At 45.7% G+C, this 25,266-nt stretch carries 25 protein-coding genes; 23 read left to right on the top strand and 2 right to left on the bottom strand.

Annotated features, from left to right (window positions below):
* Window positions 1-316 precede the first annotated feature (316 nt).
* From gyrA to A3GA_RS11290, 23 genes are all read left to right on the top strand, one after another.
* Window positions 317-2,983, top strand: coding sequence for a DNA gyrase subunit A (gene gyrA / locus A3GA_RS0104190; RefSeq protein ID WP_018026140.1), 2,667 nt, complete (start codon window positions 317-319; stop codon window positions 2,981-2,983).
* 5 nt (window positions 2,984-2,988) lie between these two features.
* Window positions 2,989-4,119, top strand: a complete 1,131-nt coding sequence (gene serC, locus A3GA_RS0104185; RefSeq protein ID WP_018026139.1) for a 3-phosphoserine/phosphohydroxythreonine transaminase — start codon at window positions 2,989-2,991, stop codon at window positions 4,117-4,119.
* A gap of 6 nt (window positions 4,120-4,125) precedes the next feature.
* On the top strand, window positions 4,126-5,235 hold the full coding sequence (gene pheA, locus A3GA_RS0104180) for a prephenate dehydratase (protein WP_018026138.1): 1,110 nt from the start codon (window positions 4,126-4,128) through the stop codon (window positions 5,233-5,235).
* A 15-nt stretch (window positions 5,236-5,250) separates the two neighbouring features.
* Window positions 5,251-6,411: a histidinol-phosphate transaminase gene (hisC, locus tag A3GA_RS0104175; protein ID WP_018026137.1), complete on the top strand. Its 1,161-nt coding sequence runs from the start codon at window positions 5,251-5,253 to the stop codon at window positions 6,409-6,411.
* Entirely contained in the window at window positions 6,411-7,367 is a 957-nt protein-coding gene (locus A3GA_RS0104170) for a prephenate dehydrogenase (protein WP_018026136.1), read from the top strand. Before hisC ends, A3GA_RS0104170 begins: the two co-directional genes overlap by 1 nt.
* Window positions 7,368-7,416: 49 nt before the next feature.
* Window positions 7,417-8,733: a 3-phosphoshikimate 1-carboxyvinyltransferase gene (aroA, locus tag A3GA_RS0104165; protein WP_018026135.1), complete on the top strand. Its 1,317-nt coding sequence runs from the start codon at window positions 7,417-7,419 to the stop codon at window positions 8,731-8,733.
* Between the two features lie 37 nt (window positions 8,734-8,770).
* Entirely contained in the window at window positions 8,771-9,451 is a 681-nt protein-coding gene (cmk, locus tag A3GA_RS0104160; RefSeq protein WP_018026134.1) for a (d)CMP kinase, read from the top strand.
* Between the two features lie 148 nt (window positions 9,452-9,599).
* The gene (gene rpsA / locus A3GA_RS0104155) at window positions 9,600-11,315 is read left to right on the top strand and encodes a 30S ribosomal protein S1 (protein ID WP_018026133.1); all 1,716 of its coding nucleotides are present in this window, start codon (window positions 9,600-9,602) and stop codon (window positions 11,313-11,315) included.
* Window positions 11,316-11,317: 2 nt separating this feature from the next.
* Window positions 11,318-11,677 carry an integration host factor subunit beta gene (locus A3GA_RS0104150; RefSeq protein ID WP_018026132.1) on the top strand — a complete coding sequence of 120 codons (360 nt, stop codon included), beginning with the start codon at window positions 11,318-11,320 and terminating at the stop codon, window positions 11,675-11,677.
* A 159-nt stretch (window positions 11,678-11,836) separates the two neighbouring features.
* Window positions 11,837-12,196 carry a LapA family protein gene (locus A3GA_RS11300; protein ID WP_018026131.1) on the top strand — a complete coding sequence of 120 codons (360 nt, stop codon included), beginning with the start codon at window positions 11,837-11,839 and terminating at the stop codon, window positions 12,194-12,196.
* Between the two features lie 3 nt (window positions 12,197-12,199).
* On the top strand, window positions 12,200-13,450 hold the full coding sequence (gene lapB / locus A3GA_RS0104140) for a lipopolysaccharide assembly protein LapB (protein ID WP_018026130.1): 1,251 nt from the start codon (window positions 12,200-12,202) through the stop codon (window positions 13,448-13,450).
* A 1-nt stretch (window position 13,451) separates the two neighbouring features.
* Window positions 13,452-14,381: a D-glycero-beta-D-manno-heptose-7-phosphate kinase gene (gene rfaE1, locus A3GA_RS11295; RefSeq protein ID WP_018026129.1), complete on the top strand. Its 930-nt coding sequence runs from the start codon at window positions 13,452-13,454 to the stop codon at window positions 14,379-14,381.
* Window positions 14,378-15,370, top strand: coding sequence for an ADP-glyceromanno-heptose 6-epimerase (rfaD, locus tag A3GA_RS0104130; protein WP_018026128.1), 993 nt, complete (start codon window positions 14,378-14,380; stop codon window positions 15,368-15,370). The genes rfaE1 and rfaD overlap by 4 nt, the downstream gene beginning before the upstream one ends.
* Before the next feature lie 136 nt (window positions 15,371-15,506).
* Window positions 15,507-15,902, top strand: coding sequence for a ComEA family DNA-binding protein (locus tag A3GA_RS0104125; RefSeq protein ID WP_244264045.1), 396 nt, complete (start codon window positions 15,507-15,509; stop codon window positions 15,900-15,902).
* 149 nt (window positions 15,903-16,051) lie between these two features.
* Window positions 16,052-16,969: a cysteine synthase CysM gene (gene cysM / locus A3GA_RS0104115; RefSeq protein ID WP_018026125.1), complete on the top strand. Its 918-nt coding sequence runs from the start codon at window positions 16,052-16,054 to the stop codon at window positions 16,967-16,969.
* Between the two features lie 17 nt (window positions 16,970-16,986).
* Window positions 16,987-17,979 carry a P-type ATPase actuator domain-containing protein gene (locus A3GA_RS0104110; RefSeq protein WP_018026124.1) on the top strand — a complete coding sequence of 331 codons (993 nt, stop codon included), beginning with the start codon at window positions 16,987-16,989 and terminating at the stop codon, window positions 17,977-17,979.
* Window positions 17,980-18,038: 59 nt separating this feature from the next.
* Window positions 18,039-18,224, top strand: a complete 186-nt coding sequence (gene ccoS, locus A3GA_RS0104105; RefSeq protein WP_018026123.1) for a cbb3-type cytochrome oxidase assembly protein CcoS — start codon at window positions 18,039-18,041, stop codon at window positions 18,222-18,224.
* A gap of 304 nt (window positions 18,225-18,528) precedes the next feature.
* Window positions 18,529-19,998: a cytochrome-c oxidase, cbb3-type subunit I gene (ccoN, locus tag A3GA_RS0104100; RefSeq protein WP_018026122.1), complete on the top strand. Its 1,470-nt coding sequence runs from the start codon at window positions 18,529-18,531 to the stop codon at window positions 19,996-19,998.
* Window positions 19,999-20,021: 23 nt separating this feature from the next.
* A complete protein-coding gene (gene ccoO / locus A3GA_RS0104095; RefSeq protein WP_018026121.1) occupies window positions 20,022-20,705 on the top strand; it encodes a cytochrome-c oxidase, cbb3-type subunit II in 684 nt (227 codons plus the stop codon).
* Between the two features lie 17 nt (window positions 20,706-20,722).
* On the top strand, window positions 20,723-20,908 hold the full coding sequence (locus A3GA_RS0104090; RefSeq protein ID WP_018026120.1) for a CcoQ/FixQ family Cbb3-type cytochrome c oxidase assembly chaperone: 186 nt from the start codon (window positions 20,723-20,725) through the stop codon (window positions 20,906-20,908).
* Complete coding sequence (gene ccoP, locus A3GA_RS0104085) at window positions 20,901-21,821, top strand: cytochrome-c oxidase, cbb3-type subunit III (protein ID WP_018026119.1); 921 nt, start codon at window positions 20,901-20,903, stop codon at window positions 21,819-21,821. The genes A3GA_RS0104090 and ccoP overlap by 8 nt, the downstream gene beginning before the upstream one ends.
* A 114-nt stretch (window positions 21,822-21,935) precedes the next feature.
* On the top strand, window positions 21,936-23,501 hold the full coding sequence (gene ccoG, locus A3GA_RS0104080) for a cytochrome c oxidase accessory protein CcoG (protein ID WP_018026118.1): 1,566 nt from the start codon (window positions 21,936-21,938) through the stop codon (window positions 23,499-23,501).
* Window positions 23,502-23,514: 13 nt separating this feature from the next.
* Window positions 23,515-23,805, top strand: coding sequence for a FixH family protein (locus A3GA_RS11290; protein ID WP_065420995.1), 291 nt, complete (start codon window positions 23,515-23,517; stop codon window positions 23,803-23,805).
* A gap of 74 nt (window positions 23,806-23,879) precedes the next feature.
* Here A3GA_RS11290 and fnr read toward each other — a convergent pair whose 3' ends face one another.
* A complete protein-coding gene (gene fnr, locus A3GA_RS0104070) occupies window positions 23,880-24,608 on the bottom strand; it encodes a fumarate/nitrate reduction transcriptional regulator Fnr (RefSeq protein WP_018026116.1) in 729 nt (242 codons plus the stop codon).
* Window positions 24,609-24,822: 214 nt separating this feature from the next.
* On the bottom strand, window positions 24,823-25,236 hold the full coding sequence (gene tnpA, locus A3GA_RS0104065) for an IS200/IS605 family transposase (RefSeq protein ID WP_081606593.1): 414 nt from the start codon (window positions 25,234-25,236) through the stop codon (window positions 24,823-24,825).
* Between the last annotated feature and the right edge of the window lie 30 nt (window positions 25,237-25,266).

Here is a 25,266-nt window from a genome sequence, read left to right as displayed (position 1 = left end):
GTTAAATGATTTCCTATTTTTTTGCTTAAGTTAATCATGTAAGTATCTGTATTTTATAGATAAATACAGCTTTTTGGTTGTAATTGTTGTTTATAAGCAACTGCGATATGGATAGAAGCTGATTTTTCTCGACTCAATTGCGCACTAGAATGTTGTAAAAAAACAAATGTATAAGCAAGTGCATCTTAAAAAAGATACTTGATGTTTTTGTATAAATTTGCTCCTGGGTTCACGCCTAAGTTTTAGCTGGTCGATAAATGTTAGAATAAAGGGTTAAATTTGTAAAATAAAGCGTTATAGCTGTTAGCGAGTAAATATGGATTCTTTTGCTAAGGAAACGATTCAAATCTCTTTAGAGCACGAAATGCGTCGTAGCTATTTAGACTACGCCATGAGTGTTATCGTTGGTCGTGCGCTACCTGATGCGCGTGATGGCTTAAAGCCGGTTCACCGTCGTGTACTGTATGCGATGGATGTACTAAACAATGACTGGAACCGTCCGCATAAAAAATCTGCCCGTATTGTCGGTGACGTCATCGGTAAATATCACCCTCATGGTGATAGTGCCGTATACGATACGATTGTGCGTATGGCGCAGGATTTCTCGCTACGCTATACCTTGGTTGATGGTCAGGGTAACTTCGGCTCGATTGATGGTGATGGTGCGGCCGCCATGCGTTATACCGAGGTCCGCTTATCTAAGATTGCCCACGAGTTATTGGCTGATATTGAGCAGGAAACCGTCGATTTCGGACCTAACTATGATGGCTCTGAGTTAGAGCCACTGGTGTTGCCTACACGCCTACCTAATTTACTAGTCAATGGCAGCTCGGGTATTGCCGTGGGTATGGCCACCAATATCCCGCCACATAATTTATCCGAGGTGGTTGATGGTTGTTTGTATGCCTTACGTAATCCAGAGTGTAGCGTTGATGAGTTGATCGAAATTATTCCGGCGCCTGATTTTCCAACAGGCGGTATTATCTATGGCACTCAAGGCGTGATTGAGGGCTATCGCACAGGGCGGGGTCGTGTGGTGATGCGTGCTAAAACGCATTTTGAAGAGATTGATCGCGGTAATCGCCAGGCCATTGTGGTGGACGAAATTCCTTATCAGGTCAATAAGAAAACACTACAAGAAAAAATTGCCGAGCTCGTCAACGATAAGCGTATTGAGGGTATTTCTGATATACGTGACGAGTCGGACAAAGAGGGTATGCGTTTAGTGATTGAGCTAAAGCGCGGTGAGATGCCTGAAGTGGTATTAAATAACCTCTATAAAATGACTCAGCTCCAGGATACCTTTGGCATGAACTTGGTGGCCTTGGTTGAGGGTCAGCCTCGCTTGTTGAATCTTAAGCAATTGGTCGAGTGCTTCTTACGACATCGTCGTGAGGTGGTCACTCGGCGTACCGTGTTTCAACTGCGTAAGGCACGTGAACGTGGTCATGTGTTAGAGGGTTTGGCAGTCGCCTTAGCCAATATTGACGAGTTTATTCGTATTATTCGTGCGGCGCCGACGCCGCCAGTGGCACGTGAAGAGTTAATGTCACGTGAGTGGGATGCTTCACTGGTGCGCACCATGTTGGATGCGGCCGATGAGGGTAGTGTGATGGGGGGTGCGGCAGCCTATCGCCCAGAGGACTTAGAGCCGGAGTTTGGTTTGCAGGCAAATGGGCTATATCGTCTAAGTGAGGTGCAGGCCCAAGAAATTCTTAATATGCGTCTGCAACGCTTAACCGGTCTTGAGCAAGAAAAGATTGTCTCCGAGTATGAGGAGGTGATGCGTTTAATTGCCGATCTGATTGATATTCTTGCTAAGCCAGCGCGTATTTCAAATATCATTGCTGAGGAGTTGACCGCGATTAAGACGGAGTTCAGCACCAATACTAAGGATGAGCGCCGTTCCACTATCGAGCTTAATGCCAATGAGATCGATATGGAGGATTTAATTACGCCGACGGATATGGTGGTGACCTTATCGCAAGAGGGCTACATTAAGAGTCAGCCATTGTCTGAGTATCGTTCTCAGCGTCGTGGCGGTCGTGGTAAGCAAGCGACATCGATGAAGGAAGACGATGTTATCGACAGCTTGTTTATTGCTAATACACACGATTACTTACTCTGTTTCTCTAATCATGGTCGCATGTATTGGCTCAAGGTCTACGCAGTGCCACAGGGTGGTCGTAATTCGCGCGGTCGTCCTATTGTTAATTTGTTCCCACTGGCCGAGGGCGAGCGCATTAACGTGGTCTTGCCGGTCAAGGAGTTTACTGAGGACCAGTATGTGTTTATGGCAACCTCCAAGGGTACGGTGAAAAAAACACCATTGACTGATTTTTCTAATCCGCGTCGCGGCGGTATCATCGCCGTTAATCTAGATGAGGGTGACTTCTTAATTGGTGCTGAATTAACTGACGGTAAGCACGATGTAATGCTGTTTTCCGACGATGGTAAGGCAGTGCGCTTTGATGAAAGCGATGTCCGTCCGATGGGTCGTAATGCGCGCGGTGTGCGCGGTATGAATCTGGACGATGAGCAATTGGTGATTGCCTTATTAGTGGCTGATGATGAGGGTCGCAGTGTGTTAACTGCGACTGAAAACGGCTTCGGTAAGCGTACCTCAATTACCGAGTATCCGCGTCATCGTCGTGGTAATAAGGGCGTGATTGCCATTCAAACCTCTGAGCGTAATGGTAAGGTCGTAGGTGCAGTCTTAGTTGAAGAGGCGGATGAGATTATGTTGATTACCTCCGCTGGCGTTTTGGTTCGTACCACGGTAGAGCAAATCCGCGAAATGGGTCGAGCTACCCAAGGGGTGACCTTAATTAATTGTGATGAGGGTGACTTCTTAACCGGTGTTAAGCGTGTGGTAGAAAGTGATTTGGATGAGTCCGAGAGTGCTGATGAGGCATCTGTGGAGTCAACTGGTGAGCGTGTTGATCAAAGCCCCGAGCCTGATGACTCAGCGGCTGAGGAGTAGTGGATATGAAGCAGTTTTGGAACTTTTCGGCGGGTCCCTCTGTGTTGCCTAAGGAGGTTTTACAGCAGGCAGCTGAGGAAATGTTGGATTGGCACGGTAGTGGTCAATCGGTGATGGAAATGAGTCACCGTGGTGCTGAGTTCACACAGATTTGTGATGAGGCGGAAGCGGATTTACGCAAGCTGCTAGGCGTCGGTGACGAGTGGGCGGTGTTTTTTAGTCAGGGTGGCGCAAGCGCACAAAACGCGATTTTGCCAATGAATCTGATTGCCTTAAAAGAGGGTAGGACGGCTGATTATGTGTTGACTGGCTCTTGGTCTAATAAAGCCTATAAAGAGGCCAAGGGCTATGGTGAGATGCGCATCGCAGCTAGCAGTGCCGAGGCACGTGAGATTGACGGCGTGCAGTATCAAGCTTGGCAGTGGGCGCCTGATTTTAGTGAATGGCAAATAAACCCCAACGCCTCCTATCTGCATTATTGTAGTAATGAAACGATCGGTGGCGTTGAGTATGCCCAGCTCCCTGATAAGGCAGCTATCGGTGCTGAGGCTGTGCCACTGATTTTGGATACCTCATCCCATTTTCTGGCGCGTGCTTGGAATCTTGAGGGCGTCGATATGCTGTATGCGGGTGCGCAGAAAAATGCTGGTCCAGCCGGTAGCACCATCATTGTGATACGACGTGAGTTGATCGGTCAATGTGAAGCGATTTGTCCTGATGTCTTTAATTATAAAAATTTAGATGAGGCGCGCTCACGCTTTAATACGCCACCGACCTATAGTATTTATATGTCAGGCTTGGTCTTTAAATGGTTATTAGCTCAGGGTGGTTTAGCGGCCATAGAACAACAAAATAAGGCGAAAGCCAAGCGTTTATATGACTATATTGACAGTACCGACTTTTATCACAATTTTGTGCAGCCGTCGCATCGTTCGATTATGAACGTTCCTTTTGTTACTGCCAATGAAGCCTTGGATGCTCAGTTTTTAAAAGGTGCCAAGGAGCGCGGCTTATTAAATCTTAAGGGCCATAAGTCGGTGGGTGGGATGCGTGCTTCGATTTATAATGCCATGCCGATTGAGGGGGTAGAGGCCCTTATCGACTATATGCAAGACTTTGAGCGTCAGCACGGATAGGAAGCCATGAGCAGCAAATTGAATCAGTTACTTAAGCCTTTGCGTGACAGAATTGATGCCATTGATCATCAAATTTTGGATTTGCTAAATCAACGCGCTCAAACCGCGATTGAGGTAGGTAAGGTAAAGCACGCTTACAATGCCGATGATGCGATTCTAAAGCCTGAGCGTGAGGCACAGGTGATCGGTGCCTTGCAAGGGGATAATCTCTACGGCACCTTTCCTAATACGTCGGTGGAGGCAGTGTGGACCGAGATTATTTCGGCTTGTCGCGGGCTAGAACGTGGTCTGACTATTGCCTATTTGGGTCCTAAGGGTTCATTTTCCGAGCAGGCCGCCTATGAGTTTTACGGTCATGCCGTGCAGATGTTGGAATGTCCTTCTTTTGATGAGGTATTTCGAGCGGTAGAGGCGGGGCAGGCCGACGTCGGTATGGTACCGGTAGAAAACTCCACCGAGGGAGCGGTGAATCGTACGCAGGATTTATTGCTTAGCACCACGCTTAAGGTGCACGGTGAGCGTACCATACCCATTCGCCATTGTTTGATGACTAAAACGGGTGAAATGAAGGGCGTGGAGCGCATTATGGCGCATCCGCAGACGCTTGCTCAATGTCACCAATGGCTGTCAGTGAATTACCCTAATTTGCCTAAGGAGCCAGCTGCCAGTAATTCTGAGGCGGCGCGCATTGCCGCCGAGGATCCGACCGTGGCTGCCATTGCGGGTAAGCATGCCGCACTTGCTTGGGATTTAAGCATGGTGTCTGAAAATATCCAGGATGATGCCAATAACAAAACCCGATTTTTAGCGATAGGTCATATCGTTAATCAAGCCAGTGGCAATGATCAAACGAGCCTGATTGTGGCCGTACCTAACCGAGTTGGAGCTTTGCACGACTTAATTGCGCCTTTTTTAAATCATGGCGTCTCGATGTGTAGGTTTGAGTCGCGTCCTGCCCGTACTGGTCAATGGGAGTATTATTTTTACATCGATATTTTGGGTCATCGTGATGATGATAATATCCGTGCTGCCCTAAGTGATCTGGAGGCGCAGTCTTCATTCCTGAAGATTCTTGGCTCCTATCCACGACAAAGTGATCCGACCACATTAATATAATCTTAAGCGATAGCGATGAGCGATTTAAACTTAAATAAGACCCCGATTTCAGCAACATCTGACTTTTCAGTGCCGGCTAATATCCGTGCTATTAGTCCATATCGTGCCGGTAAGCCAAGCTCTGAGTTGGCGCGTGAGTTTGGCTTAGAGCCAGCTTCTATTGTTAAGCTAGCCTCGAATGAAAATCCTTTAGGTTTTTCGCCACGGGTTAAGCAAGCTTTAATTGATTATTTAAGCACCAGTTCATTGGCTGAATTAGGTCGTTATCCTGACCCCAATGCCTTTGATTTAAAAGCTGTACTGGCACAGCATTACGGTGTTGAGATGGCAAATCTCACCATCGGTAATGGTTCTAATGATTTGTTGGAAATCATCTCTTTAGCTTTTTTGGATGAGCATAGTTCAGCTGTCTATTCGGAACATGCCTTTGTGGTGTATAAGCTCAGCACCCAAGCTCGTGGCGCCCGACATTTGGCGGTGTCGACAAAGGGTTTGGGTTTGGATTTAGAGCGTATGTATGAGGCGATTGAGGAGGATACTCGCTTGGTGTATATTGCCAATCCGAATAATCCGACCGGCACCTTTCATCCTAGGGATGACATTATCGCTTTCTTAGATCGTGTCTATGCGAGTCGTGGTAATAAGACCTTGGTGGTTCTAGACGAAGCATATAATGAATACCTTGATCCTGAGCTGCGTTTTAATAGTGCCGAGTTGATAAAGCACTATCCGAATCTAGTCGTTTTGCGCACTTTTTCCAAAGCCTATGGTTTAGCTGGCTTGCGGGTTGGTTTTGCGATTGCGCAGAGCGAAGTCACGGATTATCTGAATCGTGTGCGACAGCCATTTAATGTTAATACCTTAGCTCAAATTGCGGCAATGGTGGCCTTAGAAGACGAGGAGTTTTTAGCGCAAAGTTATCAAATGAATAAAGCGGGCAAGGCCTATTTATCGGCTGAGTTTGAGCGTATGGGGATAGCCTATGTGCCGAGCTTTACAAACTTTATTTTATTTGAAATGAATGAAGCGCCTAAGGTTGCCGAGGCTTTATTAGCCAAGGGTGTGATCGTGCGCCCTGTCGTAGGTGACGGTTTACCTAATCATTTACGCGTTTCAATCGGTACTGAAGAAGAAAATCAGCGCTTTATCGCCGCTTTAAAAGAGGTACTTGCTTAATGCCTAAACTGCTGTCGGCGCTACCTCTGGCGGAGGCGGTGCGTGTCAGTTTTAATGATGGGATTGCGCGCATTGAGGACTTAGCCAAGCCGCCGGCCTTTAACACAGTTGGTATTATTGGTGTCGGCTTAATTGGCGGCTCCTTCGCTTTGGCGATGAAAAGCGCAGGGCTTTGTGAGCGCGTGATAGCGGCTGGTAGACAGCAAAGCAGTTTATTCAATGCTAAGGCGCTCGGGGTAATTGATGAGGTGGTGAGTGTTGAGTGCTTAGCAGCAGAGGCTGATCTTATTTTTATTGCTGTCCCCGTTAAAGCCTTTGCTTCGGTGTTTAAGCAATTAATACCACATTTATCAGAGACGGCGATTATTACCGATGGTGGCAGCACCAAATATGATTTGATGATGGAGGCACGGCTTATTTTAGGTGAGCGCATTGGGCAATTTGTACCCTTGCATCCCATTGCTGGCTCACATCAATCGGGCGTTGCTGCTGCGCGCGGTGATTTGTACGAAGATCGCAAGCTGATTATTACGCCTCTGGCAGAAAATGCCCTTGCAGATATTGCTTTGTTAGCAGCTACTTGGCAGGCACTAGGGGCAACCGTGTATTGTATGGATGCACAAATACACGATAGGATTTTTGCTGCTACCAGTCATTTTCCACATTATATTAGTGCGGCTTATATGAACAGTTTATTAGCCTCGGAGCATCGGGAGTTATTTTTAGCCATGGCGGGAACGGGTTTTAGGGATTTTACTCGCATTGCTGCCAGTTCGCCAGAAATGTGGAGTGATATTTTCTTCGCTAATAAAGAAGCCATGTTAGCGCAGCTTGATGATTTTATACGGCAGCTAAATGAAGCAAAAGTTTATCTGCAAAATGAGCAGCAGGATAAAATGTACGAATGGTTTAATACTGCCTCATCTGCGAGAAAAAACTGGCAATTAAAATCATAGTGCTAGATTTGTTCATTTAAATTTAAAATAAACAGTTTCGGAGGTGACCGTGGTTCAGTCAGTGGCTTATTTGGATTTAGCGCCGGTGAAAAAAGCTGCAGGTGAGATTCATTTACCTGGTTCAAAAAGTATCTCCAATCGGGTTTTGTTATTGGCGGCTTTAGCAAAAGGTAGTACCACCGTGCATGGGCTATTGGATTCGGACGATACCACGGTTATGCTAGAAGCCTTAAAAAAGCTCGGTCTACGCATTGAGGATTTAGGCAATCACTCGGTTAAGGTACATGGTGTGGCTGAGTTTCCAGTTAAAAATGCCGATCTGTTTATGCAAAATGCAGGTACGGCGATTCGTCCGCTCACAGCTGCCTTAGCGGTGAGTGGTGGAAGTTATCATTTACATGGTATTCCCAGAATGCATGAGCGTCCAATCGGCGACTTGGTTGAAGCGCTGCAGGGTATTGGTGCAAATATCGAGTATTTGCAAAATCCAGGTTATCCGCCATTACAAATCGAAAGTCCTACTTTGAAAGCAAATACGGTGATTAAGGTGGCAGGCACTGTGTCCTCACAGTTTTTAACTGCATTGCTGATGGCCGCACCCATCATGGCAAAAAAACTTAATCAAGCCATTGAAATTGAGGTGGTAGGGGAGCTGATTTCTAAGCCTTATATCGGTATTACGCTAAATCTGATGCAACGTTTTGGTGTGAAGGTGGAAAATCAGAACTGGCAGCGTTATATTATTGCTGCCGATGCAGTTTATCAATCACCGGGGGAAATTTGGGTTGAAGGTGATGCCTCATCAGCTTCCTATTTTCTGGCTTTAGGTCTACTGGGTGCAGGCCCAATTCGTATTTATGGTATTAATCAGCAAAGCATACAGGGTGATATTTTATTTGCGGATTTTGTGGCAAAAATTGGTGCTGAGTTGCGATATGGGGCGGATTATGTGGAGGTGAGCGCTAATCAGGGAGATGGCTTTCCTAGGGTTAAGGCCTTTGATGAAGACTTTAACCTGATTCCTGATGCAGCGATGACAGCGGCGGTATTGGCACTCTATGCAGATGGTCCTTGTGTTTTGAGGAATATTGCTTCCTGGCGGGTTAAGGAAACCGATCGCATTGAGGCGATGCATGCCGAATTAGCGAAGATGGGTGCGACGGTAGAATCAGGACCTGATTATCTTAAAATCACGCCGCCACAGCACTGGCAAGACGCTGCGATTGAGACCTATGATGACCACCGTATGGCGATGTGCTTTTCGCTAGCGATATTTGCAGATGCCAAGGTGCGCATTATGGATCCAGCCTGCGTGAATAAGACCTTCCCCACTTACTTCCAAGAGTATAAGCGACTCTTGAAATAAGTTAAAATCAACCAATCATACAAAGAATGAGGAAATAATGGATACCATCAGCAATATCCCGGTGATTACGATTGACGGCCCCAGCGCCTCTGGTAAAGGTACCGTGGCGACATTATTGGCGCGTGAGTTGGGCTGGTATGCCTTGGATTCTGGTGCACTTTATCGCTTAACAGCTTTAGACTGTATGAAGAAAAAGGTGGACCTTGATGACCAGGATGCAGTGTCTGCCGTGGCCGCAGGATTATCAATTAAATTCTTACCTGAGGGTGTGTTTTTGCACGATGAGAATGTAAGCGAGAGCATCGGTAGTGAGCAAGTGGGTGCGATCGCTTCTAAAATAGCGGTGTATCCTAAGCTGCGTGCGACCTTATTGCAAAGCCAGCGTAATTGTCGCCGTGCCCCAGGTCTAGTGGCTGATGGTCGCGATATGGGGACCTTAGTGTTTCCCGATGCGGATTTAAAAATATACCTTGTTGCGGACGTGCAAAAAAGAGCTGAAAGACGCTATAAGCAGTTGATGAACAAGGGTTTTTCAGTTAAACTTAGTAGTTTAATTGCAGATTTAGAAGCGCGCGATCAGCGTGATATGAATCGTGAGTATGCGCCACTTAGGCCAGCTGACGATGCGATTACGGTAGACTCGTCGGATTTGGATATTGATGAGACGGTGGCCGTTGTACTGAAGCATTGGTATCACCGTATTGATCCGGCTGAGTAGCTTTAGTGCACTGCAATTAGTTGCAATCGATTTTTGGTCTTTTGCGTAGATAGTTGGTATTTTCTGCACAAAAGTTTGTTAACTCCGTCGGTGCTTGCATCGACGTGTATTTTTATTAGGCATTGATTGCCTTTGGATTATTAATTTAATGACATCCTTAAACTTTCAAGACGCCCTAGGTGGCGAAAGCTTTGCCGATTTATTCGAGAAAAGCATTAACGATCAAGAAATGAAATCCGGTGAAGTTATTTCAGCCGAAGTTGTGGCCATTGACCGCAACCTAGTGACTGTTAACGCCGGTCTTAAGTCTGAAGCCCTAATCCCTATCGAAGAGTTCTTAAACGATCAGGGTGAGTTAGAGGTTGAGGTAGGTGATTTCGTATCAGTTGCTATCGACTCTATCGAAAATGGCTACGGTTCAACCATTCTTTCGCGTGACCGTGCGAAGCGTTTATCTGCATGGTTACAGTTAGAAAAAGCACTAGAATCAGGCGAGTTAGTTAACGGTACTATCACTGGTCGCGTTAAAGGCGGTCTGACTGTGATGACTAACGGTATCCGTGCTTTCTTACCAGGTTCTTTAGTTGACTTACGTCCTGTTAAAGACACCAGCATTTTCGAAGGTAAGACTTACGAGTTTAAAGTAATCAAATTAGATCGTAAGCGTAATAACGTTGTACTATCTCGTCGTGCTGTACTTGAAGTGACCATGGGCGAAGAGCGCGAGAAGCTATTAGAAACGCTCAACGAGGGTTCAGTAGTTAAAGGTACGGTTAAAAATATTACTGAGTACGGTGCCTTCATTGACTTGGGTGCGATTGACGGTCTATTACATATTACGGATATGGCATGGCGTCGTGTTCGTCATCCGTCTGAAGTACTATCCGTTGGTGAGGAAATCGAGGCTAAGGTACTTAAATTCGATCGCGAGAAAAACCGTGTTTCACTCGGCGTTAAGCAATTGGGTGAGGATCCTTGGATTGGCTTATCTCGTCGTTGCCCTAAAGGCACACGCTTATTCGGTAAGGTAACTAACTTAACTGACTATGGTGCCTTTGTTGAGGTTGAGTCTGGTATCGAGGGCTTAGTTCACGTCTCTGAAATGGATTGGACTAACAAAAACGTTGATCCTCGTAAGGTTGTCAGCTTAGGTGAAGAAGTTGAAGTGATGGTGTTGGATATTGACGAAGATCGTCGTCGTATCTCACTTGGCATGAAGCAGTGCCGCTCGAATCCGTGGGAGGATTTCGCTGCTAACTTTAACCGTGGCGACAAGGTTCAGGGCGCAATTAAGTCAATTACCGACTTTGGCGTATTCATCGGTTTACCTGGTAATATCGACGGTTTAGTTCACTTATCTGATCTTTCTTGGAACGAGTCTGGCGAAGAAGCGGTTCGTAACTACAAAAAAGGTGACGAGGTTGAGGCGGTTGTGCTTGCGATTGATACCGATAAAGAGCGTATTTCTTTAGGTATTAAGCAGTTAGAAGGTGATCCGTTCAATAACTACGTCTCTACTAATGATAAAGGTGCCATTGTTAAAGGTACGGTTAAATCGGTTGAGCCTAAAGGCGCAGTCGTTACTTTATCAGTAGATGTTGAGGGTTACTTACGTGCTTCGGAAATCTCTAGCGGTCGCGTAGAGGATGCGACAACCGCACTTAAAGAGGGTGATGAAGTCGAAGCAATGATTCTTAATGTGGATCGTAAGCAGCGCGCAATTCAGTTGTCTATTAAGGCACGTGATAATGCAGAAACTGCTGAACAACTGGAGAGCATCAAAGGCTCAGCTGCTCAATCCGGTACCACAAGCTTAGGTGCTTTACTTAAAGCTAAGCTTGATGAAGCTAAAGACGAAGAGTAACAGTGACGAAATCTGAGTTAATTGAGGCTTTGGCAGCTGCTTTTCCACAGCTGCCGGCTCGCGACATTGATTACGCAGTTAATACCATTCTTGATGCCATGGTTGATGCCTTGGTTGAGGGTAAGCGTATTGAGGTGCGTGGCTTTGGAAGTTTTTCCTTGTCGCAGAGAGCCCCTCGTGTCGGTCGTAACCCTAAATCAGGTGAAAAAGTGATGGTGCCTGGCAAAAAGGTGCCACACTTTAAAGCCGGTAAGGAGTTGCGCGAACGAGTTGATGCGACCTTCCAAGAGGAGTTATCAGCTACGCCGGGGACTGCCACCGGAGTCAATCAAGATAACTGTCAATTAGAAGCTATCGGTTAATTTATCGTTTGCTGTACTGCGATCTTTTCGCTAAACCCGAAGTCTGGAACCATCCCGATTTCGGGTTTTTTTATTTCGGCTAGAATAATCGCTATTTACTTAAGTTTTTTGCTAATTCCTATTACAATAGACGATAAATAAATTTCCGGAGTGAAGTCGATGAAGTATTTGGTTTGGATTATTCGCATAATCATCTTTGTTCTTGTTTTATTGTTTGCGCTTAATAATACCCATCTGGTGGATGTGAATTTCTTTGCGGATTTACGCGCCAAGGGGGTGCCACTGATTCTCGTGCTTCTCATTGCTTTTGTAGCGGGTTCAGTCTTCGCTTACTTCTTGATGGCGCCGTCTTACTTCCGGGGTAAGTATCAACAGGCTAAGCTAAAAGATGAGATTGCTAGCTTGCACCGTCAGGCCGCCACTAAAGTCCGCGAACAGGTGCAAGAAGATCATGCAAAAGCAGCTAACGCCAATGGTCCTGATATTTTTATTGCCTTGCAGCCTAATAGCAAATCATAAACCATGGAAGCAGGTGTAGATTTCGAGGTTTGGTGGTTTATTTTAATTCCCATTGTGTTTGCATTGGGGTGGATAGCCGCTAGAGTAGACTTCAAACAAATGCTCTCGGAGACGCGGCAGTTGCCAGATTCGTATTTTAAAGGTCTGAATTTTTTATTAAATGAGGATCACGATAAAGCGATTGATGCCTTTATCGAGGTGGCTAAACTTGATACAGAAACCACCGAGTTGCATTTTGCATTAGGTAATTTATTCCGTCGTCGCGGTGAGATTGAACGGGCGATTCGTGTACATCAGAGTCTCTTGAATCGTGCCGATTTACCACGTAAGGATCAGGAGCAGGCTTTATATCAAATTGGTCAGGACTATTTTAAAGCCGGGATGTTTGATCGTTCCGAAGAGGCTTTTAAACGGGTGATGAATAGTCAGAGCCTGAGTGTTTCCGCCATCCGTCATCTGATTCGTATTTATGAGTCGGTGCATGATTGGCCTAAAGCCATCGAAATGGTTGAAAGACTCAAAGCGCTATTAAACGAGCCGGTGCCAGCCCTGGTTCATTATCATTGTGAATTGGTTGAGCAGGCACTACGCACGCAACCCGCTAATCTGAATGAGGCGATTAAGCATCTAGATCAAGCAGAACAGGCGATGCAGGTGGATTCGCTTGAACAACGTAGTGAAGCGTCCATGGCGCGTATAGCCATGCTGCGAGCAGAGATTGCTGCACAACAAGGACAAACTCAGAATCAACGATTGCAGCTTGAGAGTGTACTGAATGATGCACCTAGTTATAGTAGCTTGGTGGCTGAGAAGTTATTACAAAATTATCAACAGACGGATCAGTTAGCGCGAGGGCTTGAGTTATTAGCACATCATTTTGAAGCACATTTTTCGCTTGATCTATTTGTGATACTACTTAAGCACTATCGTCTACAAGGTGATGATGAGGTGGCTCGTCGTTTTGCTGCTAAAACCTTAGCGGCGCATCCTAGCTTACTTGGTCTAAGTAAATTTTTTGAGTCCGAACTCAAAGCCTCGTCAGCAGCAGAAACGGGTTTCACCGCCAGCGAGTCCAGTGCCTTAGCCGAGATATTACAGGTGGATTTTCTATATAAAATTATCCATCAACATGCACAGCGTTTAGATCGTCGTGAATGTCGTGTTTGTGGTTTTCAAGCTCAATCATTTTATTGGCAGTGCCCTGGTTGTAATCAATGGGAAACGTATTCAACCAAGCGCTTAGAGGGAAAGTAGTATGAGCCCTTATCCTATCGCTCAAATTAAAAATAAAAAAATTTTAGTCATCGGCGACATGATGCTAGACCGATATTGGTTTGGTGAGGTCGATCGCATCTCACCAGAAGCGCCGGTGCCAGTTGTTCGTGTGGTCAAAAAGGAGGATCGCTTAGGCGGTGCCGCTAACGTAGCACGTAACGTGGTTAGTTTGGGTGGCCAAGCAACCTTGTTGGGAGTTATTGGGGTTGATGAGGGTGGCGAGCGTTTGCAAAGTCTGTGCGATGATATGGGTATTAATGCAGTGCTTAGCCTAGATCAGCATATCAACACCACCTTAAAAATGCGAATTTTAGGCAGAAAGCAACAAATGCTGCGGGTTGATTTTGAGCATTCACCTACTGATCATAGTTTAAGAAGTGTTTATCAGCATCTTGTTGATTTGATTGCTGAACATGATATTTTGGTGTTATCAGACTATGCCAAGGGCGTTTTAAGAGATATTAGAAGTATGATCGCACTTGCTAATCAGCATCAGGTGCCGGTTTTGGTCGATCCTAAGGGGACGGATTACTCACTTTATCGATATGCCAGTCTATTAACCCCAAATCAGTTGGAATTGACGCAAGCAGTGGGTACCTGGAAAGATGAAGAGGGGTTAGTGCAAAAGGCACAAGCCTTACGCGAGAAACTGGCCTTAGAGGCGTTGCTGGTTACTCGTTCTGAAAAGGGGATGACCTTATTTGCGGCTGATGGCGTGCATCATGTGAATGCTGAAGCGAAAGAGGTCTTTGATGTGTCCGGTGCTGGCGATACTGTGTTAGCTACCATGGCCGTGACTCGTGCGGCTGGTATGCGTTGGTCTGAATCAATTAAGTGGGCAAATAAGGCAGGCGGTATCGTGGTGGGCAAGTTAGGGACATCGATTGTTAGTGCAGAGGAATTGTTATGATAGTTGTAACTGGAGCCGCTGGCTTTATTGGTAGTCAATTGCTAAAAGGTTTAAATCAACAGGGCTTGGATGATATTTTAGCGGTTGATGATTTATTGCAAGGCGATAAATTTGTGAATTTACGCAATCATCAAATTGCCGATTATAAGGATAAGGATCTTTTCCGCCAGGAGCTGCTGGCTGATCAGTTGCCCCCCATTTCTATTGTCTTTCACCAAGGGGCTTGCTCCGATACCACAGAGCGCGATGGTCGCTATATGATGGATAATAACTACCAAGTATCGTTGGAGTTATTAAATTATTGTCAGCAGCGAGGTATTCCCTTCATATATGCCTCATCAGCCGCTACCTATGGGGCCAAACAGCGCTTTACTGAAGAGTTAGCGTCAGAGGGACCATTAAATGTATATGGCTATTCTAAATTCCTCTTCGATCAGGTGGTACGCCGTCGTTTGGCTGAGCGTAAGGCGCAGATTGTTGGTTTGCGTTACTTTAATGTCTATGGTCCTAACGAGCAGCATAAAGGCCGCATGGCCTCGGTTGCCTTTCATCATTTTAATCAGTTTATGACTGAAGGGCGGGTGCGCTTATTTGGTGAATATGATGGTTACGGTCCTGGTGAGCAAGTGCGTGACTTTATTTATGTAGAAGACGTAGTCAACGTCAATCTGCATTTTATGCAAAACCCGCAAATCAGTGGTATTTTTAATTGCGGTACTGGGCAAGCGCAACCTTTTAATGATATTGCTCATACGGTGATTAATACGGTACGTCAAGCGCGCGGAGAGGCACCGCTTAGTTTGGAGGAGCAGATCGCTCAAGGTCTTCTGCAATACATTGATTTTCCCGAGGATCTAAAGGGGCGTTACCAAAGCTTTACGCAAGCGAATACTGATAAGCTTAGACAAGTGGGTGCCTATCAACATCGCTTTAAGCGGGTACAAGAGGGAGTGGCCGAGTACGTCAAGCACTTGCTGGCACAGAGCTAAACCACTAAGCGGCGGCTAGTCGACTGGCTAAAAATAGCCACTTAAACACATTTACTATTTGCTTTCCCCATAATTAATTAAGTGTTTTTAATTGATGATGGGGATTGTTATGTGTAGCAGATTATCTTTTTTGGCAGTGCTTATTAGTGTTTTTCTTATTGGCGCGTCAGTGGCCTTTGCCCAAACGGTGAATGTCAATACCGCGACCAAGACAGAATTACAAAGTATTAAGGGAATTGGTGAAAAAACAGCGACGCGAATTATTGAGGAGAGGGAGCGTGCTGGTGCGTTTGAGTCGCTTGAGGACTTTGCCCTGCGGGTTAAGGGCTTAGGTCAAAAGCGAGCCGCTAAGCTGGTGGAAGCGGGGTTGATTATTGCTCATGGGGAAACCTCAGGGCAGCCAAAGCCATCCTTGTTATCCAGCGCCACCCTGAAATCGCAGGTAGCACAGGAAGTGGTGGCGGTCAAAAAGCGTGTGCAAGGTAGGTCCTCATCCGTCAGCGCAGAACCTTATTGGGTCAAGCCAAAGTAGTCGCTTGTGTGCCGCTGCTAAGGACGATGGGCATGGCGTGCGCTAGCTGATAGTAAACTTTAGCAGCAGAAGCTGGCTTAAGTGTTAAAATGATTACTTGTAATTGCATATCGCTTGCTTTTTGTTAACTATTTCGGTGCCTTAAGTCTATGTCTGAAAAATCAGTTCATTATCCCACCATTGACCAAGTGGTAGGTAATACCCCTTTAGTTCGTTTACAGCGCTTGCCGCAGCAATTCGGTGTGTCGGATCAGGTCGTGATATTAGCTAAGCTAGAGGGTAATAATCCCGCCGGCTCGGTTAAGGATCGCCCCGCACTTAAGATGATCGCCGAGGCTGAGGCAAGGGGTCAAATTAAACCAGGTGATACCTTAATTGAGGCCACCAGTGGTAATACCGGCATTGCGTTGGCCATGGCAGCCGCGATTCGTGGTTATAAGATGATTTTAATCATGCCGGATAATTTATCGCTTGAGCGTAGGGCTTCAATGAAGGCTTATGGTGCAGAATTAATCCTGACTGAGGCGGCTAAAGGTGGTATGGAGTATGCACGTGACTTAGCTGAGCAGATGCAAAGCGAGGGCAAGGGGCTGATTCTCAATCAGTTTAGTAATCCTGATAATCCTTCAGCTCACTATACGTCAACCGGTCCTGAAATTTGGCAGCAAACGCAGGGTCAAATTACTCACTTTGTGAGTGCCATGGGTACCACCGGTACCATGATGGGCACCGGCAAGTATTTAAAGGAACAAAATCCATCCATCCAATTAATCGGTGCGCAACCAGCGCCCGGTGCTTCGATTCCTGGTATCCGTAAGTGGGCGCCGGAGTATCAGCCAGCGATCTTTAAGCCTGAGATGATTGATGTTTTTGAACCGATTGAGCAGGCCGAGGCTGAGCAAATGGCGCGGGATTTAGCAGCGCGCGAGGGTATTTTTGGTGGTATTTCCTCTGCTGGTGCGCTAGTCGCAGCGATTCGCACAGCTAAGCGCCTGACCAGTGGTACAGTGGTATTCATCGTGTGTGATCGAGGTGACCGCTATCTGTCCGATGGTATTTTTAATTAGGTTTTAGACGACGACTAATGAAAGCGGTTTCAATTTTTGCCATACCAAAGGATCTGCCAGCGGCTGAGCGTTTAGAGCGTCGCCGCATGGTGGTGCGTTTAGGCTTGTCGTGGTTGATTATGATGCAGGTGATGATGTTTGCTGCGCCTGGCTACTTCAAGCATCAGTACATGGGCACGGATATTCAAGAGTCGCTTGAGGTTGCTCTGGTATTATTAAATTGGATCGGCTTGTTGCTGACTATTCCGGTACTTTTTTATTGTGCAGTACCCATCTGGAAGGGACTCTTTGCCGCCGATAGTGAGTTTGCGCATCGCCATAGCATGGTCAATATGAATTTACCCGTGGCGTTGGGAATTGCAGTGGCCTTTTTTCCTAGCGTGCATACCACCATTTATCATCAGGGTGAGGTGTATTACGATTCTATCGTAATGTTTATTGCCTTTTTGTTGACGGCACGTTATTTAGAGTATATTGCCGTGCAGTCATCATATATCGCTGGTGAGCACCATGTGCTCGACAGAATTAAGCAGTGTCGTGATGAGGATATGGCGCATGCGGATCGTTATGCCTTTTACTTTGTGATGATACAGATAGCCCTGGCGGTGGTCAGTGGTTTAGTGTGGTATTTTTATATTGATCCGGCTCATGCCCTAGCAGTGACGGTTTCACTGTTTGTGATGAGTTGCCCCTGTGCAATGGCTATGTCGGTGCCGTCTTGCTACGCCGCTGCCCGTACTGTGTTAATTAATGCCGCTGCCGCATCACAAGTTGATGAGACCTTGCTTGAGTCAATCTTGCAGAGAACGCGTCACACTGCACGTTTTTGTTTAACTGTCTCCATTGTTTTTCATCTGTTGATGACGCCACTGGCAATGATTGGTTTGGTGTCGCCGTGGTTAGCTGCCATTATTATGTTTATCTCCTCCATGTGGGTTGGTCTCATGGGCTGGCGCTTATATAAGCGCTTCCGCTCTGAGCTGGAAGCAAGAAACGCAGTAATGCAGTAGAGATGATGAGAACCATCAATACGTATGCTAGGACTTAAGCTAGCTGGAAGCGATTCAGTATGAAAATCTATTTAATTCTCGGTAGCCTAACGATTGTATTTATTGGCTTTATCAGTTTCTTTTTATATTGGGCGGTATTTAAAGGTCAATATGATGATATTGATGAAAAGGGTGATTCCATTCTTTATGATGATGATAGTACGAGTCATCTAAATGGCGATCAGCATAAAATAAGTCATCGCTGATGGTTCAATGTCATCCTGCTAGCGCACACCCTAAGCTTTCTTAAAATCATTGAGTAGCGGAATAATCATAAAAAATTCCACAGAATAGGGTAATATCTGCACTTCAACTTTGATTTACATCAGAACAAGGTTTTTAGTTAATACATAATGCTTAGCTTTTGTAGTAAAATGTTATAACTTGGGACTGGGTTTTGTTACAACTAGCTTAGTTTCTTTCTTATTAACCCATACTATAAAGCGCTTCTTCCGCAATCAAGCTTTACTAGTATTAATAAGTTTTTTGTTTACAAAGAGGGTAGGTACTATGAGTACTCAAAATGTGATTGGGTCGGAAACCTTTAACTATAAGATAGTCCGACAGTTCTCGATCGCGACAGTTATCTGGGGTGTGCTCGGCATGGCAATGGGTGTATTTATTGCTAGCCAGCTCGTGTTCCCGGAGCTGAGCTTTAACGAGTTTTTTGGATATGGGCGTTTACGTCCAGTTCATACAAACTTGGTGATTTTCGGTTTTGGTGGTAGTGCATTATTTGCGACCTCATACTATGTGGTACAACGTACCTGTCATACCACGCTGTTTGCCCCGTGGTTAGCCAGCTTTACTTTTTATGGCTGGATGATTATTTGGGCGGCTGCTGCGGTTTCCTTTTCGATGGGTTACACCTCATCCAAGGAGTATGCTGAGACCGAGTGGGTACTTGATATCCTAATTACCTTGGTTTGGGTGGCTTATGCAATCGTATTCTTCGGTACTGTTGCTAAGCGTCGCACTAAGCATATTTATGTGGCAAACTGGTTCTATGGTGCATATATTATTACCATTGCCATGTTGCACATCTTTAATAACCTGCAAGTGCCTTGGAGTTTATTCAAATCATACTCCTACTATGCTGGCGTACAGGATGCGATGGCACAGTGGTGGTATGGTCATAACGCAGTAGGCTTTTTCTTAACGACCAGTTTCTTGGGTATGATGTACTACTTCGTGCCTAAACAAGCCGAGCGTCCGATTTATTCTTATCGTTTATCCATTGTTCACTTCTGGGCCTTGATCTTTACTTATATGTGGGCAGGTCCTCACCATTTGCTATACACTTCACTACCTGACTGGACTCAAAGTTTAGGTATGTTATTCTCCTTAATCTTATTAGCGCCATCTTGGGGCGGTATGATTAACGGTATTATGACCTTGTCCGGTGCATGGCATAAGCTTAGAACCGATCCTATCTTGAAATTCCTAGTGGTTTCATTGTCTTTCTACGGTATGTCTACCTTCGAAGGCTCAATGATGGCTATTCGTACGGTTAACTCCCTATCTCACTATACTGAGTGGACGGTTGCACACGTACACTCTGGTGCTTTAGGTTGGGTTGCGATGATTTCTTTCGGTTCTATCTACTACATGATTCCTCGTTTATGGGGTCGTGATCAGATGTACAAAAAATCATTAGTCGAATTACACTTCTGGTTAGCTACCATTGGTATTGTGTTATACATTGCCTCTATGTGGATTGCCGGTGTGATGGAAGGCTTGATGTGGCGTTCTATTGAGGCTGACGGTACCTTAACTTACAGCTTTGTACAGGCACTCGCTTCGAAGAAAATCTTATTAATTATGCGTCTAATCGGTGGTGGTTTATTCTTAACCGGTATTGTGATTATGCTGTTCAATACCTTAGCTACGGTTATCGGTCGCACTGGTGTTAACCCACCGGTACCTGCGCCATCTCATGGTAAGCCGGCACCTGTTGTGGCTGCTGAAGCAAATGCATAATTTGAAGATAAAGGGTTTTAAAAATGTCTGATGATAAAAAAGTTAAATTTTTCTCTCACGGGATGATTGAGAGAAATCTACCGATGTTGATGGTGTTGACCCTTATCACGGTAGGTGTTTCAGGACTTGTGCAAATTGTTCCATTGTTCCATCAACACTCAACTACCCAGCCTTCAGCGGGTGTTAAGCCGCATCAACCACTTGAGTTGATCGGTCGTGATATCTATATCAAAGAGGGCTGTGTGGGCTGTCATAGTCAGCAGATTCGTCTGTTAAACTCTGACGTGCAGCGTTACGGTCCATACTCTGAAGCCGGTGAGACGGTGTACGACTATCCTTTCTTATGGGGTTCTCGCCGTATGGGTCCAGACTTGGCTCGTGTGGGTGGTCGTTACTCGGACGAATGGCATCGCGTGCATTTACGTAATCCACGTGATGTGGTTGCTGAGTCTAATATGCCTGCTTATACTTGGTTGCAGCATAAGAGTGTCGAGGGTTTTGATGTACAAGCCCGGATGCGTGCGCTTAACTGGCTAGGTGAGCATCATGACGGTAAGCCTATGTACACTGAAGAAGAAATCGAGAAGGCACCAGCAGCCCTAGTCGGTAAGACTGAAGAGGATGCCGTGGTGGCTTTTCTTCAGAGTCTTGGTGTTGGCTATATGAACGCATGGCGCCAACGTGATACAACAGCTGAAGCGAAGTAATTAGAGGGAGCTAAACTATGTGGGGTGCGCTTAACGGTATTGCGACCTTTTTGGCAATTGTTGTTTTCCTCGGTATTGTGTGGTGGGCTTTTTCCAAGCAACGCCGTAAGGATAACGAGGAAGCGGCCCTACTGCCGTTTAGTCTAGAGGACGAAAAAAATTTAAGCGCTGATAGTGAGCGCAAGGACAAGGATCATGAGTGATTTTGTTAATAGTGGCTGGGCGTTATGGGTCGCAGTCGTCTCAATCTTGGGGGTAGTCTTTGTACTTTGGCTTTTATGGACTCAACGTTCTTGGCTAGGTCAAAAAACGGTTGTAACTGAAGATACGGGTCACGAGTGGGACGGTATTCGAGAGTTGAACCATCCGCTACCTCGTTGGTGGATTATTATGTATCTCGGTCTAACCGTGATTGGTGTGGGCATTATGGTACTTTACCCAGCGGTAGGTTCATGGAGTGGCCTTAGAAACTGGCAAGCGGCGCATGAGGTAGAGCAGGGTCAGGAGCAATTACGCGAAAGTATTGCACCAGTATATGCTCGCTTTAAGGATATGAGCGTAGAGGAACTAGCCAAGGATCCCGAGGCCCGTATTATTGGTGAGCGTTTATTCCTCAATACCTGTGCTCAGTGCCATGGCTCTGACGCTAGAGGTGCAACTGACTTCCCTAATTTGACTGATAATGATTGGTTAGGTGCTGGTACACCAGAATACATTCATGGTGTGATCACTGACGGTCGCGTTGGCTTAATGGCGCCATTAGGTGCGGCCTTGGGTACCACTGCGGGTGAGCAAACGGATAATGCCAATGCCATTGCGCATTATGTGCGTTCACTTTCTGGTCTTAATGCTGACGCTACCCTCATTGCTAAGGGTAAGCAGCAATATGACAAGGTTTGTGTGGCATGTCACGGTGTCGATGCTACAGGCAATCCATTACTAGGTGCGCCTAACTTAACCGATGATATTTGGTTAGGTAGCTCTTCACACCAAACCATCGTTAAAACGATTATGGAAGGTCGTACTAACATTATGCCACCACAAAAGCATTACTTAACACCTGAGCAAATTGATGTGTTAACTGCTTATGTTTGGGGTTTATCGAATAACGAGTAATTTTATTCGTATTTTAATATACTAAACTTCACCTGTATTTCAGCCCAATTGTTCGCAAGGATAATTGGGCTGTATAATATCTAGATATATATAAATCAATTGACGTGGTAAATTATGAGCGAAGATAAATCTCAAAAACCATCAGAGCAGCCCCAAGCGGTGCCTGAGTGGCAGCCTCAAGCAGCAGAAAGTCATAGTCAGCACGCAGCAAATGCTAAATCCAAGGCCCAGCACAAGCCAAAGACTGCGGTGGTTGGTCATATCCCCTCTAATCTGGACGGTGATGAGGTTGAGTTCGTTGACTTGACGCAAAAAATTTATATGCGTTCAGTAAAGGGGCGTTTTAATAATTGGCGTATTGCCTTAATCTGGTTTACCCAGGTGTTATTCTACGGCTTACCTTGGATCAACTGGGACGGTCGCCAAAGCGTGTTATTTGATTTGGTCGAGCGTAAGTTTTATTTATTTGGTCTTGTCCTATGGCCTCAAGATGTCTTCTATCTGGCCATTATTTTGATCGTTTCGGCCTATGGGCTGTTTCTCTTTACTGCGATTGCCGGCCGTTTATTCTGTGGTTACGCCTGTCCGCAGACCGTCTACACGGAGATCTTTATGTATATAGAGAAGTGGGTAGAGGGTGATCGAGTTCAGCGTATGCGCTTAGATGAAGCACCGATGAGCGCACGCAAGTTTAGAATCAAGGCGACTAAGCATATTTTATGGGTCCTAGTTGGTTTTTGGACGGGCTTTACCTTTGTTGCGTATTTCTCACCGATTCGTGAGTTATTTCCGAACTTATTAAAACTAGATCTTGGTTTTTGGGAGTGGTTCTGGATTTTCCTCTATGGTGGTTTCTGTTGGTTAGCCGCTGGTTTCTTGCGCGAAAACGTCTGTCGTTATATGTGTCCTTATGCGCGCTTCCAGAGTGTGATGGTAGATGCGGACACAATGATCGTAACCTATGATCAGAAGCGCGGTGAGCCACGCGGTAAACGCTCCAAAAAGGCGGATCTTGAGGCTTTAGGTTTAGGTGACTGTATTGACTGTACGCTCTGTGTACAGGTCTGTCCTACCGGTATTGATATTCGCAATGGCTTACAGTATATGTGTATTGGCTGTGGTGCCTGTATTGACGCCTGTGATGATGTGATGGATAAAATGAATTATCCCCGCGGCTTAATTCGTTATACCTCTGAAAACAGCATCAAGATGGGACTGACTAAGAAGGAAGAGCGTAAGCGTTTATTTAAACCACGTACCTTAGTGTATTTGACCTTGTTAGTTATTTTTATTACTAGCATTGTGACCTCCTTAGCCCTACGTAACGAGTTGCGCTTTGATGTGGTGCGTGACCGTAATTCATTAGGTCGAGAGGTGCCAGGTGGTTACTATGAAAACGTTTACCGCGTTCTATTAGTCAATATGAGTTCCGAGACCCGTGAGTTTAGGATCGATGCTGTTTCTCCTGCCCTGTCACAACTGGATGTCAATCTTGAGAATAGTGGCTCTAATACGATCGTTGTTTCACCTCGTACCAACCAATGGATTCCACTGATTGTGCGTGCTCCAGTAGAGGGTAGTGCGGTAGGTCGCTATGATATGGACTTCCATGTGCGTAGTATTGATGAGGGCAAGGAGCTCAAAATCGATAAATCCAGCAGTTTCTTTGTACCCGAATAATTGAGGTTTTATTATGTCTTCAAAAGGATTAAATCAAGTAGGCGCGATTGAGCCTCAAGTAAGTAAACCATGGTACAAGGAGCGTTGGCCATGGTTCCTGATGGCAGGACCAGCGATTGTTGTTGTGGCGTGTATTATTACGATTTATTTAGCCTTTACTCAGGATAGAGATATCCCTTTGGTGAATAAGCAAAACCGCCAGGGTTTAAAGATTGATCGTAGTGCCGATGCTGAGGCACCACGCTTTCTGCCGCCAGTCGATCGTCCAATTCCTGAGCATTTGCGCTCACAGTTTGAAAAATAATACTTCATAGTAAAAGACCATGGCAGCCTGATACTGTCATGGTCTTTTTAAATAAGTGTAATTCACTGTTGATATCAGTGATTCTCTTTCTTTATCAAGGCTTGTAAGCCTGCACGGTCTAATACTCTAATCTCTTTTTGTTCCACCGTGATTAAGCCTTCACGGGCAAAGCGCGACAGCAAGCGACTAACTGTCTCTAAGGTCAAACCTAAATAGACCCCAATTTCCTCACGTGTCATGCGTAGAATAAATTCACTGGATGAATAACCTAAACGAGCTAAGCGATCCACCATATTTAAAATAAAGGCGGCAACGCGTTGATCGGATTTTAGTGAGCCTAAGGTCAAGGCCATATGGTGAGAGCGGTTAATTTCATTACCCATCAGTTGACGTAACTGTGAATTAAGCGCGGGGATGGATTGAGCTAAACGATCTAAATCATCTAAACGAATAACACAGACCTCAGAGTCCTCCATGGCCATAGCGGTAGAGGAGTGCGTTTGGGTGGCAATACCATCAAAGCCAATCAACTCACCAGGTAGTGAAAAACCGGTGATCTGTATGTGACCATTTTCACTTTCTAATTGCGTTTTGAGCGAGCCAGAGCGCACACTATAAATAGCGCTGAAAGAATCACCGGCTTGAAATAAGACTTGATTTTTGGGGATACGGATACGCTCCTTAACCAGCTCTGTTAGTTTTTCCGTCTCCTGTGCATTTAAACCGGCCGGCATACAGAGATGATTACTCATGCACTGACTACAGTGCACCGACTTATCATCAAGAATGATGGTTTTGCTCATACCACTACCTATGAAAATAACTAGTCATCACTAGTTGAATCAACAAGGTTATTATTTTAACAAATTATTTGTTTTTTGATGCAAATCAAAGATATTAAGCTCAGTGTCAGTCTGATACGTGAGTATTTGATTTTTTTACTTGACCGGGTGCGCGACAAGCCCCTCCGTTCAGGGCGGGGAAGGATAGCGCAGACGGCGTAGCCGTCCTTGAGTTTCAGTGGGGTGTCTGCTGCTGCTTGATGTACTGCCACACGATGGAAATCGGCGCACCGCCACAGGATGAAGCGAAGTAAGACGGCGACCACAGTACGCCCTTCCAGTAGCGTTTCTGGATGTCGGGCCGTTCCTTGCGCAGCAGGCGGCTGGACACACCCTTGAGGCTGTTCACGAGGTTGGAAATGGCGACCTTGGGCGGGTACTCGACCAGCAGATGCACGTGATCGTCTTCGCCAACCATCGCCATCAGTTCAGCCTCGAAATCGGCGCAGACCTTGGCGAAGATGGTGAGCAGCCGGTTGATAGCATCTCCATCGAACACGCTGCGGCGATACTTCGNTACAAAGACCACATGGACATGTATCTTAAAAACGCAGTGTCGTCCATGCCTAATATCGTTGTCGTCGCTCATAGGCCATATTATAATATCCGCATGCAACGC

Origin of the sequence: Oligella urethralis DSM 7531 (assembly GCF_000372065.1) — a bacterium.
GTDB classification, from domain to species: domain Bacteria; phylum Pseudomonadota; class Gammaproteobacteria; order Burkholderiales; family Burkholderiaceae_B; genus Oligella; species Oligella urethralis.
This window is presented reverse-complemented; position numbering and strand designations above follow the sequence as displayed.